General features: G+C 74.1%; 20 protein-coding genes. 19 read left to right on the top strand and 1 reads right to left on the bottom strand.

Annotated elements, in window-relative coordinates; translation table 11 throughout:
* Positions 1-191 precede the first annotated feature (191 nt).
* From AB0F71_RS23825 to AB0F71_RS23795, 7 genes are all read left to right on the top strand, one after another.
* The gene (locus AB0F71_RS23825) at positions 192-1,007 is read left to right on the top strand and encodes an alpha/beta hydrolase (protein WP_360237788.1); all 816 of its coding nucleotides are present in this window, start codon (positions 192-194) and stop codon (positions 1,005-1,007) included.
* Between the two features lie 64 nt (positions 1,008-1,071).
* Positions 1,072-1,896: an oxidoreductase gene (locus AB0F71_RS23820; RefSeq protein ID WP_360237786.1), complete on the top strand. Its 825-nt coding sequence runs from the start codon at positions 1,072-1,074 to the stop codon at positions 1,894-1,896.
* A gap of 29 nt (positions 1,897-1,925) precedes the next feature.
* Entirely contained in the window at positions 1,926-3,167 is a 1,242-nt protein-coding gene (locus tag AB0F71_RS23815) for an MFS transporter (protein WP_360237784.1), read from the top strand.
* A 117-nt stretch (positions 3,168-3,284) separates the two neighbouring features.
* Positions 3,285-3,755 carry a PPOX class F420-dependent oxidoreductase gene (locus AB0F71_RS23810; RefSeq protein WP_360237782.1) on the top strand — a complete coding sequence of 157 codons (471 nt, stop codon included), beginning with the start codon at positions 3,285-3,287 and terminating at the stop codon, positions 3,753-3,755.
* 34 nt (positions 3,756-3,789) lie between these two features.
* Entirely contained in the window at positions 3,790-4,935 is a 1,146-nt protein-coding gene (locus tag AB0F71_RS23805) for an FAD-dependent monooxygenase (protein WP_360237780.1), read from the top strand.
* Between the two features lie 28 nt (positions 4,936-4,963).
* A complete protein-coding gene (locus tag AB0F71_RS23800) occupies positions 4,964-6,061 on the top strand; it encodes a phenazine biosynthesis protein (RefSeq protein ID WP_360237778.1) in 1,098 nt (365 codons plus the stop codon).
* Positions 6,062-7,414 carry an aldehyde dehydrogenase family protein gene (locus AB0F71_RS23795; protein WP_360237776.1) on the top strand — a complete coding sequence of 451 codons (1,353 nt, stop codon included), beginning with the start codon at positions 6,062-6,064 and terminating at the stop codon, positions 7,412-7,414.
* Here the strand turns inward: AB0F71_RS23795 and AB0F71_RS23790 are convergent.
* A complete protein-coding gene (locus AB0F71_RS23790; RefSeq protein WP_360237774.1) occupies positions 7,398-7,526 on the bottom strand; it encodes a hypothetical protein in 129 nt (42 codons plus the stop codon). The genes AB0F71_RS23795 and AB0F71_RS23790 overlap by 17 nt on opposite strands.
* Here AB0F71_RS23790 and AB0F71_RS23785 point away from each other — a divergent pair.
* From AB0F71_RS23785 to AB0F71_RS23730, 12 genes are all read left to right on the top strand, one after another.
* A complete protein-coding gene (locus AB0F71_RS23785; RefSeq protein WP_360237772.1) occupies positions 7,525-8,658 on the top strand; it encodes an acyltransferase in 1,134 nt (377 codons plus the stop codon). The genes AB0F71_RS23790 and AB0F71_RS23785 overlap by 2 nt on opposite strands.
* 141 nt (positions 8,659-8,799) lie before the next feature.
* Positions 8,800-9,318 carry a hypothetical protein gene (locus tag AB0F71_RS23780; protein ID WP_360237770.1) on the top strand — a complete coding sequence of 173 codons (519 nt, stop codon included), beginning with the start codon at positions 8,800-8,802 and terminating at the stop codon, positions 9,316-9,318.
* Positions 9,319-9,380: 62 nt separating this feature from the next.
* Complete coding sequence (locus AB0F71_RS23775) at positions 9,381-10,613, top strand: 3-deoxy-7-phosphoheptulonate synthase (RefSeq protein WP_360237768.1); 1,233 nt, start codon at positions 9,381-9,383, stop codon at positions 10,611-10,613.
* 131 nt (positions 10,614-10,744) lie between these two features.
* Positions 10,745-11,275: a hypothetical protein gene (locus tag AB0F71_RS23770; protein ID WP_360237766.1), complete on the top strand. Its 531-nt coding sequence runs from the start codon at positions 10,745-10,747 to the stop codon at positions 11,273-11,275.
* On the top strand, positions 11,262-12,965 hold the full coding sequence (locus tag AB0F71_RS23765) for a GH3 auxin-responsive promoter family protein (protein WP_360237764.1): 1,704 nt from the start codon (positions 11,262-11,264) through the stop codon (positions 12,963-12,965). The genes AB0F71_RS23770 and AB0F71_RS23765 overlap by 14 nt, the downstream gene beginning before the upstream one ends.
* A gap of 51 nt (positions 12,966-13,016) precedes the next feature.
* Positions 13,017-13,874: an SAM-dependent methyltransferase gene (locus tag AB0F71_RS23760; RefSeq protein ID WP_360237762.1), complete on the top strand. Its 858-nt coding sequence runs from the start codon at positions 13,017-13,019 to the stop codon at positions 13,872-13,874.
* Between the two features lies 1 nt (position 13,875).
* Positions 13,876-15,318: a hypothetical protein gene (locus AB0F71_RS23755; RefSeq protein WP_360237760.1), complete on the top strand. Its 1,443-nt coding sequence runs from the start codon at positions 13,876-13,878 to the stop codon at positions 15,316-15,318.
* Complete coding sequence (locus tag AB0F71_RS23750) at positions 15,315-16,472, top strand: hypothetical protein (protein ID WP_360237758.1); 1,158 nt, start codon at positions 15,315-15,317, stop codon at positions 16,470-16,472. The genes AB0F71_RS23755 and AB0F71_RS23750 overlap by 4 nt, the downstream gene beginning before the upstream one ends.
* Positions 16,473-16,489: 17 nt before the next feature.
* Positions 16,490-17,224 (top strand): DUF6182 family protein, encoded by a 735-nt coding sequence (locus AB0F71_RS23745; protein ID WP_360237756.1) that lies wholly within the window; start codon positions 16,490-16,492, stop codon positions 17,222-17,224.
* The gene (locus AB0F71_RS23740; RefSeq protein ID WP_360237754.1) at positions 17,217-17,873 is read left to right on the top strand and encodes a LysR substrate-binding domain-containing protein; all 657 of its coding nucleotides are present in this window, start codon (positions 17,217-17,219) and stop codon (positions 17,871-17,873) included. The genes AB0F71_RS23745 and AB0F71_RS23740 overlap by 8 nt, the downstream gene beginning before the upstream one ends.
* Entirely contained in the window at positions 17,870-18,715 is an 846-nt protein-coding gene (locus AB0F71_RS23735) for an alpha/beta hydrolase (protein ID WP_360237751.1), read from the top strand. The genes AB0F71_RS23740 and AB0F71_RS23735 overlap by 4 nt, the downstream gene beginning before the upstream one ends.
* The gene (locus tag AB0F71_RS23730) at positions 18,709-19,563 is read left to right on the top strand and encodes a methyltransferase domain-containing protein (RefSeq protein WP_360237749.1); all 855 of its coding nucleotides are present in this window, start codon (positions 18,709-18,711) and stop codon (positions 19,561-19,563) included. Before AB0F71_RS23735 ends, AB0F71_RS23730 begins: the two co-directional genes overlap by 7 nt.
* Positions 19,564-19,583: the final 20 nt, after the last annotated feature.

Here is a 19,583-nt window from a genome sequence, read left to right as displayed (position 1 = left end):
AGTTGCATCGCTGGCCACCGAATGTGCCCCTCACCTGCGCCGCTCCGCCGTCGGGCGGTCGGGCGGTGGCTCCGGGTGTGGCCCAGATCGCTCTCGTACTTGGCTCTCAGTTAAAAGTGATACTTGCATCCAACCTCGACTCATGGTCCCATCTTGTCCGGTAGTCGACCAATCCTGAGGAGGCACCAGACATGCCGAGTGCGGGGATACGGATCAGCGGCGGCGACGCCGACGTGGCGTACAGCATCGAAGGCAGCGGTCCGGCTCTGGTCCTGGTGCACGGCACCGGAACCCGCGGCGCCGCTTGGGCCCAGCAAGTCGAGGAGCTGAAAGGGAAGTTCACCGTCGTCACCCCGGACCTGTCCGGTTCCGGTGACACGGTCGACCACGGCGGGCCGCTGACCCTGGGCGACCTGGTCGCGGAGGTGCTGGCGGTGGCCGACCACGCCGGCCTCGACACCTTCCACCTCGCCGGCCACTCCCTCGGCGGGGTGGTGGCGCTGCGCCTCGCGGCCGAGCACCCCGAGCGGGTGCGCTCGGTCGTCTCGCACGCCGGGTGGGCCTACACCGACGAGCGGATGACGGCCGACTTCCGCTACTCGCTCGACCTGCTGCGCACCGACGCGGAGCTGGGCACCGCGCTCGTTCCGCAGATGTTCCCGCTGGCCACCCTCGGCCCCCGCTACTGGGAGGCGACGAACGAGGCGGAGCACGGGAAGCTCGTCCGGCAGATCGCCGACAACTTCCAGCCCGGCACCGCGCGGCAGTTCGAGGTCGGCCTCACCGTCGACCTGCGTCCGCTGCTCGGCCGCATCACCGCGCCGGCGCTGGTGTTCGCCAGCGCGCACGACCGCGTCTGCGGGGCGAACCAGCAGCAGCTGCTGCGCGAGGGCATACCCGGTGCCGCCTACGCGGAGATCGACACGGGCCACAACGCGCTGGCGGAGGACCCCGAGGGGTTCGCCGCGGTGCTCGGCCCGTTCCTCGCGCAGCACACCGGCAGCTGAGAACCACACCCGCTGGTCCCGGCCCCCTGGGCCGCCGCAACACACCGAAAGTTGGAGGAAGTTCATGTCCGTTTGGCTGATCACCGGCAGCTCCCGTGGCCTCGGCCTGCACATCGCCCGGGAGGCGCTGGCCAGCGGTCACCAGGTCGTCGCGACGGCGCGCGACACGGAGGTCGTGCGCGCGGCGCTCGGCGACGCCGGCGGCGAGGTGCTGTACCTGCCGCTCGACGTGACCGACGAGCAGCAGGCCCAGGAGGTCGCGCGGGCCGCGTACGAGCGCTTCGGCCGGATCGACGTCCTGGTGAACAACGCCGGCCGCGGCCTGCTCGGCGCCGTCGAGGAGGCCACGGACGCCGAGGCGCGCGCGGTCTACGACATCAACGTGTTCGGCCTGCTCGCCGTCACCCGGGCGGTGCTGCCGTACATGCGCCGGGAGCGGTCCGGCCGGATCCTCAACATCAGCTCCGTCGGCGGGTTCACGGCCGGCTCGGGCTGGGGGATCTACAACAGCACCAAGTTCGCCGTCGAGGGCCTCAGCGAGGCCCTGCGGGCCGACCTCGCCCCGCTCGGCATCCACGTCACGATCATCGAGCCCGGGGTCTTCCGCACCGACTTCCTGGACGGCTCCTCGCTGCACAGCACCACCCCGATCGACGACTACGCGCAGACCGTCGGCAAGACCCGCGAGTGGGCGGTGGACAACAACCACCAGCAGCCCGGCGACCCGGTCAAGGCCGCCCGCGCGATCGTCACCGTGGCCGCCTCGGACGCGCCCCCGGTGCGCCTGCCGCTCGGCGCGGACTGCGTCGCCCGGGTCGAGAGCAAGCTCGAGACCGTCGCCAAGGAGCTCGACACCTGGCGGGAGCTCGCGCTGGACACCGCCATCTGACCGACCGTCTCCGGAGAAGGAGGACCCCGATGAGCTCGGCGAGTTCGGCGGGGCGGGTGGACCCTCGGGTCTGGCTGCTCGCGCTGGGAACGTTCGCAACCGGTACCGACCTGTTCATCGTCGCCGGCCTGCTGCCGGCGGTGGGACGGGACCTGCACCTATCGACGGCACTCGCGGGCCAGACGTCCACCGCGTTCGCCGCCACCTACGCGGTGGGAGCGCCGATCCTGGCCGGGCTCACCGCCAGGTTCCGGCGCAAGCCGCTGCTCATCGGGGTCATGCTCGTCTTCGGCCTCGGCAACCTCCTGTCGGCCGTCTCGGCGAACTTCACCGTGCTGCTGATCAGCCGGGTGATCACCGGCGCGGGCGCCGCCCTGTACTCGGCCAACGCCTCCGCGGTGGCCGCCCGGATCAGCCCGCCCGAGGTGCGCGGCCGGGCGCTGGCCATCGTCTACGCGGGCATGACCAGCGCCATCGCCTTCGGGGTGCCGATCGGCAACTGGATCGGCGAACTCTCGTCCTGGCGCTGGGCGTTCGGTCTGGTCGCGGTGCTCGCGGCGGTGACGGTGGCCGGCATCCAGTTCTTCCTGCCGGACGTGCCCACCGGCCCCGGCGCCACGGTGCGGGAGCGGATGGCCGCGATCCGGATCCCGCAGGCCCCCACGCACCTGCTGGTGACGGCGCTGTGGACCGCGGGCACCTTCACCGTCTACACCTACCTCGGCTCCATCCTGGAGCAGGTCACCGGACTGTCCGCCGGTCAGCAGTCGTGGGTCCTGCTGCTCTTCGGCGTCGGCAGCTTCGGCGGGGTCTTCGTCGGCGGCCGGCTGGCCGACCGCTTCGGCTCGGTCGTCGGCCTCTCGATCACCATCACCGCACTGGGCCTCTGGCTGGTGGTGCTCACCCCGACCCTCCAGTGGCCGGTGGCCGCGGCGCTCGCCGTCGGCGTGTGGGGCCTGGTGCACTGGCCCAGCTTCCCGCTGCTGCTGCACCGGGCCCTGGGCATCGGCGGGGACCGCGGCGACATGCTCCTGGCGCTGAACAACAGCGCCGTCTACGTGGGCCAGATGACCGCCGCTGCGGTCGGCGGACTGCTCGCCGACGCCGACCTGCTCCGCTGGAACCCGCTGGCCGGGGCCGGCTTCGAGCTGCTGGCCGGCCTCGCCCTGGTGGTCAGCGTGGGAGCGCTGCGCCGCGACCGCAAGCGCCCGCGGCCGGTGGCCGCGCCCACGACGGACGCGGAGGAGTCCAGCCCCGCGCTGCAGGGCTGAACCGCGCCCCCGTACCACCGCCTTGGCACCGTCCACCGCCGTACCACCGGCGGCCGAGCACCGACGAAGGAAGCGCGTCCCGAACGAAGGAACCCCCTCCCGCAGGAAGGACACAGCATGTCTGCTCACCAGGAGATGGAAGTCGAGACGGGTCCCCGCCTCGCCCCGGAGGTCCGCGCCCTCGCGGACGGACCGAACTTCGCCGCCCTGACCACCCTGATGCGGGACGGCACCCCGCAGACCCAGATCGTCTGGGTCTCCACCCGGGGTGAGTACCTCGCCCTCAACAGCGAGGTGGGGCGACAGAAGGTGCGCAACCTGCGCCGCGACCCGCGGGCCACCGTCACCATCTGGCAGCAGGACGACCCGCTGAACTTCGCCGAGGTCCGCGGCCGGGTGGTCGAGGAGGTCCTCGGCGCCGAGGCCCGCGAGCACATCGACGAGCTGTCCACCAAGTACCTGGGCGGCCCCTTCGCCGACGAGTTCATCGGCTCGGACCGCGTGCTGCTCCTCCTCGCCCCCGACCGCCAGCTCGTCCGCGACCACGCGCGCTGGGTGGCCGGCCTGCCCCAGCAACAGCACCAGTGAGCCGTATCCGTCCCTTCATGCGTGAGGAGTCACAGTGAAACGCCGCATCCTGATCATCGGAGGGGGCATCGGCGGTCTCGCCGCCGGAGCCGCACTCGGACAGCAGGGCATCGACACCACCGTCGTCGAGATCCAGTCGGAGAACCTCGTCGCCGGCGTCGGCATCAACATCCCGGGCAACGCGCTGCGGGCCCTGAGGCAGCTCGGCCTGCTGGACGAGGTCCTCGGCCACGGCTTCACCTTCGACCGGGTCGACTTCCACGACTCCGCCTCCCGGCTGCTGCTCGCGCTGCGCTCGAAGCTCGGGGTCGACGGCGTGCCCGCCAACTGCGCGATCCAGCGCAAGGACCTGGCCCGGATCCTGGAGAAGGCCTGCGTCGACGTGGGCACCACGATCCGCTACGGCACCTCGGTGGAGAAGATGACCACCACCGCCGACGGCGGGGTCGAGACCCTCCTCACCGACGGCAGCACCGAGCACTACGACCTGGTGGTCGCGTTCGACGGGATCCGCTCCTCCTTCCGCAAGGCGGCCCTCGGCATCGAGCCCCGGTTCACCGGCTACTCGGTGTGGCGGGTGGCCCTCGAACGGCACCCCGACGTCACCCGGAACATGTACTTCCAGGGCATGGGCACCAAGGCGGGCCTCTTCCCGCTCAACACGGATGTCATGTACCTGCTGCACGTGACGCCCGAGCCGGGCAACCCGCGCCACGCGCGGGAGGACTTCCACGCCCACCTCACCCAGCGGCTGGCCGGCTACACCGGCCTGATCGGCGAACTGCGCGACCGCATCGAGCCCGACGACGACATCGTCTACGCGCCGATCGAGGAGGTGCTCCTTCCGCTGCCCTGGTACCAGGACGGGCTGCTGCTCCTCGGCGACGCCGCCCACGCCATGGCGCCGCACCGCACCCAGGGCGCGGCCATGGCCATCGAGGACGCCGCCGTGCTCGGCGAGACGCTCGGCCGCGACGGCGACCTCCGGAAGCTGCTGGCCGAGTTCCAGGACCGCCGCTTCGGCCGCGCCAAGATCGCCCAGGACGCCTCCCGCAACATCCTCCTGGCCGAGATGAACACCACCGACCAGGCGTCCCTGGACCGGCAGCTCGACTTCATCCGCAACGGCCTGGAAGCGGTCGCCCACCAGGTGGACGACGCGCTCAACCAGCCGATCTGATGCCGCACCGCTCCGAAGGGACGAACGCGTGACCAGCACCACCGCCCACCTGTCCGACCCGCACCGCCCACCCCTCGGGGCGGCCGACTTCGACGCCCACGTCCGCGCCCTGATGGCCTGGCACTTCGACGACGCCACCGGCTCGCCGTTCTGGCTCGCCCGCCGCGCGGACCTCGGCTTCGACCCGCGCACCGACGTCACCGGCGCGGCCGACCTGCTGCGCTTCCCCGACGTCAGCCGCGAACTGCGCACCGTCCCGGCGGCCGACCTGATACCCAGGGGCGCCGCACCGGGCCAGGTCTTCCGGGTCTACGAGTCCGGCGGCACCACCGGCGCCCCCAAGCGCATCGTCGACGGCAACTACCGCTCCCGGATGGGCGCCTGGACCAGGCAGCGGCTGACCGAGCACGGCGTGCCCGAGACCGGCGACTGGCTGCACCTGGGGCCCACCGGCCCGCACGTGGTGGCCTTCGACACCTCCCGCTACGCCGAGCCCGCCGGCGGCCTGTGCTACACCGTCGACCTCGACCCGCGCTGGGTCAAGCGCCTGCTCGGCTCCGGCCGGCAGCAGGAGGCCGACGACTACATCGACCACCTCCTCGACCAGGCCCGCGAAGTCCTGCTGAGCCAGCCGGTGCGGGTGCTGAGCACCACGCCGCCGCTGATCGAGGCCATCTGCGCCCGGCCGGAGCTGCACGAACTGGTCGCCTCCCGGGTCGGGGCGATCATCTGGGCCGGCACCTCGTTCAGCCCGGAGAGCCTGCGGGTGGTCCGGGAGGACTTCTTCCCCGACGCCCGCCTGGTGGGGATCTACGGGAACAGCCTGATGGGCGTGGCCCCGCAGCGGGTCCGCACGCCCGAGGACGTCCACGCCTGCGTCTTCGAGCCGTTCGCCGAGACCACCCGCCTGGACCTGGTGGACGAGGACGGCGAGCAGGTCGGCTACGGCGAGCGCGGCCGGGTCAGACTGCACCTGGTCAGCGAGGAGATGTTCCTGCCCAACGTGCTGGAACGGGACACCGCCGTGCGGGTCCGGCCGGCCTCGGAGGGCGGCGTCGACGGCCTGGCGGAGGTGACCAGCGTGGCGACCTTCGAGGACGCCGACGTCGTCGAGGGGGTGTACTGAGTGCTCGTCATCGACCCCCTGGTCGCCGGGAAGAGCCGGCCGAGCGCCGACCGCACCGTCCTGACCGACGTGCACGGCGAACCGCTCGCGGACATCGGCCTCGCCCCCAGGCTCGCCGCCCAGGCCGCCGTCAACCGGCTGCGCCGCGACGCCGACGGCCTGCCCCCCGACCCGGCGGTGTTCCGTACGGCCGCGCGGCTGTTCGCCACCGCCGAGCTGGACGGCGAGAGCGCCGACGACTACGTGCGGCACACCGTGCGCGGCACCGGCCTCGCCTCCACCACCGTGCGGCGCGGCCTGGCGGACATGGCCGCCGAGATCGAGGAGCTGCCCGCCACCACCGCGGCGGAGCTGCCCGCCGCCCGGCTGACACCGACCCACCGCGTCCACCGGGCACCGGCGGGCCGGCTCTTCACCGCCGTGATGGCCAGCAACCACCCGCTGCCGCACGCCACCTGGGTGCAGCCGCTGCACCACGGCTACAGCGTGGTCGTCCGGCCCGGCAGCCGCGATCCGTTCACCCCGCGCCGACTGGCCGCCGCCCTGCTGGCGGCCGGGCTGGCGCCGGAGAAGCTGGCCGTGCTGCCGAGCCCGCACGCCGTCGGCTCGTTCCTGCTGAACGCCGCCGACCGCGGCATCATCTACGGCAACGAGCAGGCGGTGAGCGACTGGAGCGACCGCGCCCGGGTCGCCACCCGCGGCCCGGGGCGCTCCCGGGCCCTGCTCGACGTGCCGCTGACCGACGCCCTGCTGGACCACCTGGCCACCAGCGCGGCCTTCGACGGCGGCACCCGCTGCACCAACCTCTCGGCCGTCCTCACCAGCAACGACGTCCACGACACCGCGGCCGCCCTGGCCGGGCGACTGGCCGAGCTGCCGGTGCTGCCCGCCGCCGACCCGGAGAGCGTGCTCCTGGTCGTCGGGCGCGAGCGCGCCGACGGGCTGCGCCGGCAGATGGCCAAGCTGGCCACCGAACTCACCGACCACAGCACCCCGTTGTACGGTGAGGACTTCCTCGTCGACCTCGGCGACGGCTCCTTCCTGCCCCGCCCCGTGGTCCTCGCCGCCGACCGCGCGGACCACCCGGCCGTCGGCACCGAACTGGCCTTCCCGTTCGTGGTGGTCGCCCCCTGGAGCCCGGCCGACGGCATCGCCCCGCTGCGGCCCTCGCTGGTGCTCAACCTGCTGACCGAGAACGCCGCGATCACCGGACAGGCGCTGCTCGACCCGTCCGTCCGGAAGATCACCGACGGCGCGGTCCTCCCCTGGGAGCTGGTGCCGGGCATGCCGCACGACGGCAACTACACCGAGTTCCTGCTGGACGCCAAGGGCGTAGTCACACCGGCCGGGTGACCTGGCCGCCGTCCCCCACCTCACCGTCGGGAGTCTTCACCATGTCCAGTCCGACCGGGACACCCGTGCCCGCGTCCGCGCGCTTCTCACGGCTGCCCTCACTGACCGGCATGCGGTTCTTCGCCGCGTTCATGGTCTTCCTCTTCCACTCGACCCTGCCGCCCTACACGCCGTTCACCGGCGGCACCGCCACCTCCGTCACGCACGCCGTCAGCAAGGCGGGCTGGCTGGGCGTCGGGTTCTTCTTCGTCCTCAGCGGCTTCGTGCTGACCTGGTCGGCCCGCCCGGGGGACAAGCCCCGGCAGTTCTGGCGGCGCCGGTTCGTCAAGATCTACCCGAACCACGTGGTGACCTTCTTCGTCGCGCTGGCGCTGTTCGCCTACATGAAGGCCACCTGGACGGCGGGGATCTCCAACCTCTTCCTGCTGCACACCTGGATCCCGGACGCCAAGGTCTTCCAGAGCATCAACCCGCCCGCCTGGTCGCTCTCCGTCGAGGCCGTCTTCTACCTGTGCTTCCCGCTGCTGCACCGGGCGATCCAGCGGATCCGGCCGGAGCGGCTGTGGCTCTGGGTGGGCATCCTGGCCGCCGCCGTGGTCGCCGTCCCCGCCATCGCCTACGCGACCCTGCCCGACTCTCCCGCCATGCCGTTGAAGTTCCAGGCCTCCGTGTGGCAGTACTGGTTCGTCTGGCAGCTGCCGCCGTTCCGGATCCTGGAGTTCGCGGTGGGCATCCTGATGGCCCGGATCGTCATGACCGGCCGCTGGATCAAGTTCCCGGTGGTGCCGGCGCTGGCGCTGGTCGCCGTCGCCTACGTGGTCGAGTTGAAGTGGGTGCCGTGGCTGTACGCGATGAGCGCCGTGACGCTGATCCCGGTCGCCCTGCTGATCGCCGCGATGGCCAGCACCGACATCGCGGGCCGGCCCTCGTTCCTGCGCAAGCGGGTCTTCGTCTGGCTCGGTGAGGTCTCGTTCGCCTTCTACCTGGTCCACGACATCACCGTGCACGTCTTCGTCGACCGCTTCGGCCTCAGCGCCACGCACAGCGCGCCGGTCGGGGCCGGGATCCTCGCCCTGGAAGTGCTGATCAGCCTCTTCTTCTCCTGGCTGCTGTACATCGGCGTGGAGCAGCCGCTGATGAAGCGCTTCGCGCGCAGCCGCCCGCCGCTGCCGAGCGCCGCCGCGGGCGGGGTCGGCAGCGCCGAGCCCGACGGCCGGCCGGCCGAACCGGTGCGGACGCACTGACGCCCGCGCCGCCCCCCTGAACCGGGGTGGTCGCGCCACGCCCCCCGGCGCGGCCACCCCTTCTCTCCTTCCCTCGCAACGGCGCGACCGCAGGACGCTCCCCCCCTCCGGCACACCAACCAAGGACAGCCCAGGAGACCGATGATGAGCCCCCTCCAGCCGACCGCCGAACTGAGCGCCAGCACCCGGATGCTGCTGGCCTGCGACGGCTCCACCACCCTGCTGCTGCAAGCCCTCACCGGCCACGACCTGTCGATCCGGGTCGACGCCCAGGGCGACACCCCGGCCGGCCGCCTCCCGGACGGCATCCGCTCCGCGCTCGGACTCGCCGACACCGCCGTCGTCCTGGAGCGCCGCTCCTGCCTGGTGACCCCCGAGCAGGAGGTGGTCAGCATCAACCGGGTGGTCTTCGACGGGGCCGCCCGCCGCCGGATGGGCGTGCCCGACGCGCTCACCCCGATCGGCCTCCAGCTCCGCGACCAGCAGGTGCACCAGCACCGCGAGCAGCTGTCCACCGGACTCATGCGCTGGCGGGACAGCCTCACCGAGCAGTGGGTGGACTCCGCCTTCAAGGAGTACGTCATCCACTACGCCGCTGGCGGACGGGCCTATGTGCACGAGCAGTTCAACCCGCACATGGTCCAGCTCACGAGCGACTAGGCACCGTCACCGCCAGGCACCGTCACCGCCTGATCGCCCTTCACCCCAGCGAAGGAACTGTCATGCCCCAGGCTCTCGCGACCGCCGAACAGGCGGCCCGCACTCCGCACTCGCACGCCGGAGACCAGACCGGCTGGCGCTTCTACCGGGCGGCCCAGCAGCCCTCCTGGGCCGATCCGGCCCGGCGCGACGAGGTCTGCGCCGACCTCTCCGGCCGGCCCGTCCTCACCCGGCTGCCCGACCTGCTCCAGCTGCGCCGCGAACTCGCCGACGTCGCGGCCGGCGACGCCCACGTGCTCCAGGCCGGCGACTGCGCGGAGGACTTCGCGGAGTGCACGGCCGAGCACGCGGTCCGCAAGGAGCGCGCCCTCGTGCGCCTCGCCGACACCGTCGCGGTCTCCACCGGGCTCCCGGTCGTCCGGATCGGCCGGATCGCGGGCCAGTTCGCCAAGCCCCGGTCCGCGCCCACCGAGGACGTGGACGGCCGCCCGCTGCCGGCCTTCCGCGGCCACATCGTCAACTCCGAGGCCCCGGACGCGGCGGCCCGCAGACACGACCCCGAGCGGATGCTGCGCGCCTACCGGGCCGCGAAGACGGTGGCCGACGCCATCGAGGGGCGGCACGACCGCAGCCCGGCGATCGGCCGGCGCACCTGGATCAGCCACGAAGCCCTGGTGATGGACTACGAGACGGCCCTGGTCCGGTTCGACGAGTCCGCGGGCGGCTGGTTCCTGGGCTCCACCCACCTCCCGTGGATCGGCGAGCGCACCCGGCACAGCGAGGGCGCGCACGTGCGCCTGCTGGCCGACGTGATGAACCCGGTGGCCTGCAAGGTGAGCGGCAAGGCGAAGCCGCAGGACCTGCTCGACGTGGTCGGGCGCCTCGACCCCGAGCGCGAGCCCGGCCGGCTGACGCTGATCTCCCGGTTCGGCAAGGACGACGTGCGTACCCACCTGCCGGCCCTCGCCCAGGCCGTCAAGAACGCCGGCCACCCCGTCGTCTGGCTCTGCGACCCGATGCACGGCAACACCTACAAGGCCTCGAACGGGCTCAAGACCCGGCGCCTGGACGACGTCTCCGACGAGATCCGGGGCTTCGTCTCCGCCCTGCGCGGCGTCGGGATCCGCCCCGGCGGCCTGCACCTGGAGACCGCCGCCGAGGACGTCACCGAGTGCGTGGGTGCGAACGTGCCGGACGAGACGGCCCTGACGGCGCGCTACACCAGCCTCTGCGACCCCCGGCTCAACCCGGTCCAGGCGTCCCTGGCCGTCGACACCTTCCTGTCGGCCCTGTAGCGAGGAGGACTCCCATCGACTTCGACGGCGGGCACCCGCCCTTCTGCGTACTCCTCGGCCCCGACTACTCGGGCAAGTCCTCGGCACTCGACCGACTCGCCCGGACCGCGCCCCCGTGGCGGTTCCTCTCCGTGGACGACACCCGCCTCGCCCCCGAGCACGAGCTCATCGCCCGGCTGCGCCGCAACGTCGTCAAGGACGTGGCGCCGCACCCGGGCGTGTGGTCCCCGGACTTCCTTGCCACGCTCGTGCAGACCGCCGTCGTCCACCTGCGCGACCAACTGCTGCGCGCCGACGCCGGCACCCCCGTCCTCGTCGACTCCTACTACTACAAGCTGCTGGCGAAGTGCCGCCTCGCCGGGGCGGGGGAGAGCCCCCTGCTCGACTGGTGGCGCACCTTCCCCCGGCCGAGCCGGGTGGTCTACCTCGACGTGCCGCCCGAGACGACCTGGCAGCGCAGCCGGGAGGGGGCCGACCTCAACGTCCTGGAGCACTACGGCCCGCGGCCGGACTGGGCCGGCTTCCGGCGGTACCAGAGCGACCTCGCCAAGGTCATGCGGGACGAGATCCAGGGCCTGCCGGTCACCGTCATCGAGGAACTGGACCACCCGGAGCTCACCGCGGCCGCGATCCGGGAGGTGGTCAGCCATGAGTTCTGCTGAGGCCTGGTCCGACCCCGTCCGGCTGCGGCGCTACCGCGAGCGGGTCTTCGCCGAACGGCAGGCCCTGCGGGCCGCGTTCGGCGACCCGGCCGCCCGGCAGCAGCAGGTGCTGACCGACCTGCTGGAGTTCAACGCGGGCACGGAGTACGGGAGACGGCACGGCTTCGCCCGCATCCGCACCCTGGACGACTACCGCAGCGCCGTCCCGGTGCAGAGCTACGCCGACCTCGAACCGTGGATCGAACGGGCCGCGGCCGGCGAGCGGAACGTCCTGACCGCCGACCACCCCGCCGTGTTCTTCACCAGCAGCGGCAGCACCGGCGCCCACAAGAAGATCCCGGTCACCCCCCGCTTCATGCGCACCACCTTCTTCCCCTTCTACTACGCCGCGTGGGCGCCGCTCATCGAGCACTTCCCGGAGGTCCTGGAGTCCCCCGGGGCGGTGCTGAACCTCAAGCACGACCCCATCGCGGCCCCGCCCACCACGGCCTCCGGGCGCCCCCACGTCGGCGCCAGCCAGGTCGACTTCGGCGCCGCCTTCGGGGAGCCGCTGTCCGCGGAGCCCGGCACCGGCGCCCCCTGGGCGACCCTCCCGGTGCCCGTCGCGGCGGACCGGCACGCGGAGAAGATGTACCTGCGGCTGCGCCTGGCGGTGGAGAGTGACGTCCGCTGCGTCATCGGGATCAACCCGGCGATGGTCGCCGCGCTGCCGTACCAGCTGAACCTGTGGTGGCCCCGGATCGTCCGGGAGGTCCGCGACGGCACCCTCGGCGGACTGCCGCACCGCGCCCCTGACCCCGCCCGCGCCGCCGAGCTGGAGCGCCTCGCCGACCGGCACGGCACCGTGCGCCCCTGCCACGTCTGGCCCCGGATGCGCGCGCTGTTCTGCTGGACCACCGGGGTGGCCTCGCTGTACCTGCCGCGGCTGCGCGAGGAGTACGGCCCCGGCGTGGTGGCCCTGCCCGCCCCGGTGGCCGCCTCCGAGGGCCCGGTGGGCGTCGCCCTGGACCGGCACGGCCGGGCCGGCAGCCTGGTGGCGAACGCCGCGGTGTACGAGTTCGCCGACGCCGACCGGGACCTCGGCCCCGACACCGCCACCCTCCGCCCGCACGAACTGGAGCCGGACCGCGACTACCACGTGGTGTTCAGCCACGTCGGCGGTCTCTACCGCTACGCGGTGGGCGACGTCGTCCGCGTCGTCGACCACCAGGACGGCGTGCCGCGCCTGGAGTACGCCGGCCGGGCGAACCGCTCCGACCAGGCCGGCGAGCGGCTGCGCGACGCCCAGGTGATCAGGGCGCTGCACGGCGCGCTGGACGCCACCGGCCTCGAACTGCGCAACGTCGCCTGCCGGGTCGCCGGGGCGCCGCGGCGCTCCCCGGGCTACGAGTTCGCCGTCGCCCCGCGCACCCCGTGGAGCCGGGAGGAGTCCGAGCGCTTCGCCGCCCTCCTCGACCGGGCCCTCCAGCACCAGTCGGCCGACTACCGCACGGCGCGCGGCCGGGGCGGGCTCTGCGCACCGGCCCTGCTGCCCCTCGACCCCGACGCGTTCCTGCGCGACTGGCAGGCCCGGGTCGAGAGCGGCATCCGGCCCACCCAGGTCAAGGACCGGCTGTTCAGACAGGACCCCCAGGAGTGGGCCCGGCTGACCGGGCAGGGCCCCGAAGGGCACGGCACAGCAGCCCGCTGAGCCGGCGAAGAGCCGCCGCGGGCCTGCGCACCCACCAACCGGAGGACCGACATGACCGTTTCACTGGACGCCGTCGAGCGCACCGCGCTCCTCACCGCCGCCCTGCGCGCCGCCGAGAGCGAGCGCCCGGACCGGCTGTACCAGGACCCGCACGCCGCCGCCCTCGCCGGGGACATCGGCCCCGAACTGCTCGCCGAGGTGATCCGCGCGACCTTCCCGCCGGGCCGCGAGCGCACCATCCCGAGCACCCCCGACTACAACGCGATCCGCACCCGGTTCTTCGACGACTACCTCCGGGCGGCGGCCGAGGACCCGGACACCACCCAGATCGTGCTGGCCCCGGCCGGGATGGACTCCCGCGCCTACCGCCTGGACTGGCCCGACCGGGTGCGCTGGTTCGAGGTGGACCGGCCGGCCGTGCTCGCGTACAAGGCCGAGCGGCTCGGGGCGACCGAGCCGCGCACCGACCACCGGAAGGTCGCCGTCGACCTCACCGAGCCGGACTGGGAGGCCCGCCTGGAGGCCGCCGGGTACGACCCCGCCGTCCCCTCCACCTGGCTGCTCGAAGGCCTCCTCTACTACGTCCCCGCGCCCGACGCCCACCGCGTCCTGGAGCGGGTGGCCGCGATCTCGGCCCCCGGCAGCCGGATCGCCGCCGACATCGTCAACGCGGCCGCCCTGACCCTGCCCCACATGCGCGGCCTGCTGGACGTGTTCAGCGGCTGGGGCTGCCCCTGGCTGTTCGGCACGGACGAGCCGGAGGAGCTCTTCGACCGGCACGGGTTCGACGTCCGGGCGACCCAGCCCGGCGAGGATGGCGCCGACTACGGGCGTTGGCCCGATCCGGTGCCCCCGCGCAGCGAGCGCGACGTGCGCCGGGTCTTCTTCGTCCACGGGCGGCGGCGCTGACATGCCGACCGCAGTGATCGCCGGCGGAAGCGTCGCCGGGCTGGCGAGCGCGCTCGCCCTGTCCGGCATCGGGTACCGCGTGCTGGTCCTGGAGCGCGCCCCGAGTCCGCCGCAGTGGTCCGGCGCGGATCCCGGCTCGGGGTGGCGGCGCCCGACCGCGCCCCAGGGCCTCCAGTCGCACACCCTCACCTCGCTCGGCGTCCGCGTGCTGCGCGAGCGCGCACCGCGGCTGCTGGCCGCCGCCAGGGCCGCGGGCGCGCCCGTCCTCGACCTCACCCGGGCGCTGCCCCCCGACGCCGCCGACAGCGCCCCGGAACCCGGCGACGCCGAGCTGGTCGCGCTCGGCTGCCGCCGCTCCACCCTGGAGCTGCTGCTGCACCGGACCGTCGGCGACACGGCCGGGGTCACCCTCCGGCACGACACCACCGTCGTCGCCCTCGAACTCCACCGCGGGCACCGGGGCGTGGCGGCCGTCGTCACCGGCGCGGGCGAGCGGGTGTCCGCCGACATCGTGGTGGACGCGACCGGGCGCCGGGCGCTGTCCCGCCGCTGGCTGCACGCCGCCGGGATCCCGGTGACCGCCGACCGCACCAGCGCGTCCGGACTGGTCGGCCACACCCGCTTCTACCGGCTGCGGGGCCGCACCCTGCCGGGGCCGCTCAACCGCGGCCACGGCGTCGGGGACGTCTACGACCACTACGCGGGCGTGCTGCACCCCGGCGACGACGGCACCTTCTCCATCGCCCTGGGCTCCCTGCCGGGCGACCGCGTCCTCCAGGCCGCCCTGCGCACCCGCACCGGGTTCACCGCGGCCGCCCGCGCCACCCCGGGCCTCGCCCCCTGGCTGGCGGACGGCGTCAGCTCCCCGATCTCCCCGGTGCGGGTGATCTCCAGCCCGCCCAACACCCTCCGCGGGGCGGCCGGCCCGCAGCAGTTCCCCGTCCCGGGCCTCTTCCAGGTCGGCGACGCCGCCTGCATCACCAACCCGCTCTTCGGCCGAGGCATGTCGCTCGCCCTCGACCACGCCTTCCGGCTCGCCGACCTGCTGGCCGAGCGGCCCGACATCGACGTCGCGCAGCGCCTGGCCGTCGCCCGGATGACCCACGAACTGTTCCTGCCCTGGTACGAGCAGGCCGCGGGCGCCGACCGGCTCCGCAGCGCCCGCTGGCAGGCCGCCGTCGACGGCCGCCCCGCCGCGCCGGTGCCACCCGGCGAGCTGCCCACCGGCGCGGAGATTGCCGCTGCGGCCCGTACCGACGGCACGGTCTGGCGGGGGCTCACGCGGATGCTCATGACCCTGTGCACGCCCGCGGAGCTGTTCGCCGACGACAAGTTCCTCGCCCGGGTCCGGCAGGCGGCCCCCGCCGGTCCCGCACCGACCCCGCCGCCCGGCCGGGACGAGCTCCTCCGCCTGGTCACCGCGACAGAAGGGACTCGCGCATGACGACGACCCTCTCCGTGGCGGGCCCCCGCCCGCGGCCGGGCGCCGTGGACCGGCCCCGGGTGCTCCTCGCGCCCGTCACCATCACCCCGTCCAAGCCGCTCACGCCGAGCCACCTCAAGGGGCTGCTGTGGACGGACGTGATGTACCGGGCCACCCGCCCGCTCGCGGACGTCGCCTACCGCTACAGCCACACCACCTACCACGCCACCGAACAGACCCTGGGCTTCTGGGAGTTCCTCGACCGCAGCCGGGGCGCCACCGACTACGGCGACCTCACCGAGGAGCGGATCGGCGAGCTGTACGTCGCCTTCCGCGCGGCTGAGCGGGCCCCCGCGCAGGCCCTGCTCCCGTACGCCGAAGCGGTCGAACGCGGCTGGGTGCACCCGGTGAGCACCCGCGTCCTGGAGCTGTGGTCCGGGCACTACGCGGCCCTCGGCCTGCACGACCCGGGCCTGCTGCGGCACCAGCCGCCCGGCCTGGGCCTGGAGGCCGTCCTCGACCGGCTCACCGCGCTCGGCATGTGCCTGGACCAGCGCGAGGTCGGCGGCCCCGTCTACCTGGACCTCACCCGCTTCGGGCTGCCGCTGCGCCGGCTGGTCACCGCGGACGGGCGACCGAACTACCTGGCCTGCGCCCTGCGGGAACTCATCCCGCTCGCCCCCGACTTCGACGAGCTGGTGCTCCTCTACGACCACGAACTCGACTCCGACTACCAGCAGTTGGAGCGGGTGCTGAGCGCGCTCGGCCCACGCGTGCGGCGGGTGTCGGTCGGCCGGGTGCCGATCGAGGGCCGGATCCGCTCCGCCCGGCAGGGCGGCTGGCAGGGGCTGCACGCCGGGACGCTGATCGACGCCGCCCGCGCCGAGCACCACGAGGACGCCGTACGCCTGGGCATGCGGCTGTACTTCATCGCCGTGCTCGGCCCCGGATGGCAGCAGTCGTTCCGCTCCGACCTGCTGCTGCAGTACGTCCGGCGGGCCGCGCGCCTGCTGGACGAGGCCGGCCCGGCGACGGACCGGCCGACGCTGTCCGACCGGCTGGCGCGGCACCGCAAGGACCACGTGTACGTCGACCCCTACCGGCTGACCTCCCGCCTCCTCGGCAGGCGCGGCGCCGCGCCCGCCGAGGACCTGCTGAGGGGGGTGTTCCTGTGAGCGCGACGGCCGCCCCCATGACGCAGGACTGCCTGCGCGCCCGGGAGGCGATGCGGATCCGCGCCGCCCGACCCGACCTCGCCGCCCGGCACGACCTGAGCTCGTACGACGGCCTGACCGCCGCCCGCAGCGACATCACCGCGGAGGGCGACACCGGCAGTTCGGTCGCGGTGGTGCTCAGGAGCTTCGACCTGGCCCGCTGGGTGCGCGACACCTGTGTCTTCGCCCTCGGCGTCGAACCCCGGCAGGCGGCGGACTGGCGCACCTCCTTCACCCGTACCGTCTTCCTCGCCGGCAACCCGGAGCAGCTGCGCGAGCGGTTCCGCTTCGCGCACACCGCCGCCGACGGCTCCGCGGCGTGGACCGCGCCCGGGCCCGCCGCCCGGACCGCCTCGCTGCGCCGGCTGCTCAAGACCTTCGACGCGCCCGCCAGGCTGCCGGACCGGCCGGACACCCTGGTCGAGATACCCCCCGGGCCCCGTCCGCCGGGCCGCCCGCGGGCCCGCCGCGACCTGTACGTCGCCACCGCGGAGTGCACCATCTCGGAGGCCCTGGTGCACGTCAACCACGTGCTGGCGGAAGCCGTCCTGGACGGGCACATCGCGCCCGGCGACCACCTGGTGGTGCACCAGGTGCCCCGGATCGTCGGGGCCCCCGCGCGCCTGGTGACCGTGCGCGTGACCACCGAGAAGCACCTTCCCGGACGGCTCAAGGCAGCCGCCGGACTGACCGAGGAGGCACGCGTTGCCTGAGCAGACCACGACGCCCGAGCAGATCCCGACCGCCGCCCGCTCCCGGACCGTCCGGTTCGGCTACCACGGCTCCACCGAGGTGGTGGACCGCATCGTCCGGCTGGCCGACCGCGAGCGGGCCGACGTGCAGCTGGTCGAGTACGACATCGCCGACCCGTTCCGTGGCGTCCGGGCGGGCGAACTCGACGTGATGATCGTGAAGTTCGGTATCAACGAGCCCGACCTGGTCACCAGCCGGGTGCTCACCGAGGACGCCCGCGCGGTGGTCGTCGGCTCCGGGCACCCGCTGGCCGGGCGGGCGTCGGTCTCCATCGAGGAGCTCGCCGACTACGACGCCTTCGCCCCGCCCGGCGTCTTCCCCGCGTACGTCTGGGACGACGTCGTACCACCGCGCACCCCCGCCGGGCGCCCGATCCGCCGGGTGCGCCGGGTGCGCACCGTCCCGGAGATGATGCGCACGGTCGCCGCCGGCGACGCCGTGCACATCTCGCTGGTCTCGCTCGCCGACCTCGCGCCGCCCGGCATCGAGGTGGTGCCGATCCACGACCTGCCGCCCGCCCCGGTCACCCTGGCGTGGGTCCGCGGGGCCGAGGAGCACGACCACGTAAGGGAGTTCATCACCACGGCCGAGGCGGAGGCCTCCCGGTGACCGTGACCGCCACCGGTATGTCCGGCTCCCACGCGCCCGGCACCCGCGCGCCCGGCGCCCGTACGCCCGTCGTCCTGCTGCACGCGCTCTCCCTGCACGCCTCGATGTGGGCGGCCCAGGAGAGCGCCCTGCGCGCCCTGGGGCGAACCGTCCTGGCCGTCGACCAGCGCGGTTTCGGATCGGCCCCGCTCGGCGACGCCCCGCCCTCGCTCGACGTGGTCGCCGAGGACCTGGCCCGCACGCTCGACGGGCACGGCCTGGACCGGGTCGTCCTGGTCGGATCGTCCATGGGCGGCTACGCGGCCATGGCGTTCCTGCGCCGCCACCCCGACCGGGTCGCCGGGCTCGCCCTGCTCTCCGCCCGCGCCACCGCCGACGACCCCGAGGACGCCGCCCAGCGGCTGCGCTTCGCGGACCTGGTCCAGGACCCGGCCCACCGGCCCGCGCTGGTGGAGCGGGTCACCCCGCTGCTGCTCGCCGACTCCACCTGCGCCGAGCGCCCCGAGCTGCTCGCCCGGGTCCTCGCCGACGCCCGCGCCGCCGACCCCGCCGCCCTGGCCTGGGCCCAGCGGGCGATCGCGGCCCGCCCCGACTCCACCGACGTGCTGCGCGCGGCCCGGATCCCCGCCCTGGTGATCGCCGGCGCGCAGGACGCCCTGGTCGCCCCGGAGGAGTCCCGGTACGTCGCGGACGCGTTGCCGCAGGGGCGCCTGATCACCCTCACCCGCACGGGCCACCTCCAGCCCCTGGAAGCCCCCGAGGCGGTCACCGACGCCCTCCGCGGCCTGCTGGCCGAGGTCGACGCCACGGCGGACGCCCGGAGCGGGGCCGGGGCATGCTGACCGAGGACCACGAGGCCTGGGGCCACACCTCCTCGACCGGCCTCGGCTTCACCCACCACACCATCGTCGACGCGCACTTCCGCGCCTGCGAGGAGACCTATCTGGAGCTGCTCGGCCGGGCCGGCCTGCGCCCCGGACAGCACGTCCTGGACGCGGGCTGCGGCCCCGGCGACTTCCTGCCGCACCTGGCCGCGCTGGTCGGCGCCGAGGGCCGGATCACGGCCGTCGACCTGGCCGAGGAGAACGCCGCGCTCGCCGCCGACCGCGCGGCCGCCTGGCGGCTGCCCTGCCCCACCGAGGTCCGCACGGCGGACCTGCTGGACCTGCCCCACCCGGACGACAGCTTCGACGCCGTCTGGTGCGCCAACACCGTGCAGTACCTGGACGACGACGAACTCGCCCGCGCACTGGCGGAGTTGATCCGGGTGGTCCGCCCCGGCGGCACCGTCGCGGTCAAGGACCTGGACGCCCACCTGATCACCGCCCGGCCCGCCGACCCCTACCTGTTCACCGACTTCTTCCGCGCCGCGGGCGCGCGGCCCGGCTACGCCCGGCAGCTGCTGCGCAGCCGCGAGCTCCACCGCCACCTGAGGCGCGCCGGGCTCACCGAGGTGCGCCAGCGGACCGTCCTGATCGAGCACCACGCCCCACTGGCCCCCGCCGCCCAGGAGTTCTACAAGGCCGCGTGCGCCCAACTGGCCGGGCAGGCCCTGGCCCTGGGCCTGGACGGCGAGTGGCGGCGGTTCGCCGACCCGGCCGCTCCCGCCCACCCGCTGGACGACCCCGACGGCTACATCAGCGAAGGCAACGTGCTCGCCGTCGGCACCGTGCCCGGCCCTTCCCACTGACCGCGGCACCCGCCGCCCAG

It is taken from the genome of Kitasatospora sp. NPDC028055, from assembly GCF_040637885.1.
In the GTDB taxonomy this organism is placed as follows: domain Bacteria; phylum Actinomycetota; class Actinomycetes; order Streptomycetales; family Streptomycetaceae; genus Kitasatospora.
Note: the sequence above shows the minus strand (reverse complement) of the source record. Positions and strands in the feature narration are given on the sequence as shown.

Bases quoted from the DNA above. Each gene is read 5' to 3' on its own strand.
- AB0F71_RS23820 (WP_360237786.1), top strand. From the start codon at position 1,072: ATGTCCGTTTGGCTGATCACCGGCAGCTCCCGTGGCCTCGGCCTGCAC.
- AB0F71_RS23810 (WP_360237782.1), top strand. From the start codon at position 3,285: ATGTCTGCTCACCAGGAGATGGAAGTCGAGACGGGTCCCCGCCTCGCC.
- AB0F71_RS23750 (WP_360237758.1), top strand. From the start codon at position 15,315: ATGACGACGACCCTCTCCGTGGCGGGCCCCCGCCCGCGGCCGGGCGCC.
- AB0F71_RS23790 (WP_360237774.1), bottom strand. From the start codon at position 7,526: ATGCCGGTCAGTGAGGGCAGCCGTGAGAAGCGCGCGGACGCGGGCACG.
- AB0F71_RS23755 (WP_360237760.1), top strand. From the start codon at position 13,876: ATGCCGACCGCAGTGATCGCCGGCGGAAGCGTCGCCGGGCTGGCGAGC.
- AB0F71_RS23760 (WP_360237762.1), top strand. From the start codon at position 13,017: ATGACCGTTTCACTGGACGCCGTCGAGCGCACCGCGCTCCTCACCGCC.
- AB0F71_RS23785 (WP_360237772.1), top strand. From the start codon at position 7,525: ATGCGGTTCTTCGCCGCGTTCATGGTCTTCCTCTTCCACTCGACCCTG.
- AB0F71_RS23780 (WP_360237770.1), top strand. From the start codon at position 8,800: ATGATGAGCCCCCTCCAGCCGACCGCCGAACTGAGCGCCAGCACCCGG.
- AB0F71_RS23825 (WP_360237788.1), top strand. From the start codon at position 192: ATGCCGAGTGCGGGGATACGGATCAGCGGCGGCGACGCCGACGTGGCG.
- AB0F71_RS23745 (WP_360237756.1), top strand. From the start codon at position 16,490: ATGACGCAGGACTGCCTGCGCGCCCGGGAGGCGATGCGGATCCGCGCC.
- AB0F71_RS23815 (WP_360237784.1), top strand. From the start codon at position 1,926: ATGAGCTCGGCGAGTTCGGCGGGGCGGGTGGACCCTCGGGTCTGGCTG.
- AB0F71_RS23730 (WP_360237749.1), top strand. From the start codon at position 18,709: ATGCTGACCGAGGACCACGAGGCCTGGGGCCACACCTCCTCGACCGGC.
- AB0F71_RS23765 (WP_360237764.1), top strand. From the start codon at position 11,262: ATGAGTTCTGCTGAGGCCTGGTCCGACCCCGTCCGGCTGCGGCGCTAC.
- AB0F71_RS23775 (WP_360237768.1), top strand. From the start codon at position 9,381: ATGCCCCAGGCTCTCGCGACCGCCGAACAGGCGGCCCGCACTCCGCAC.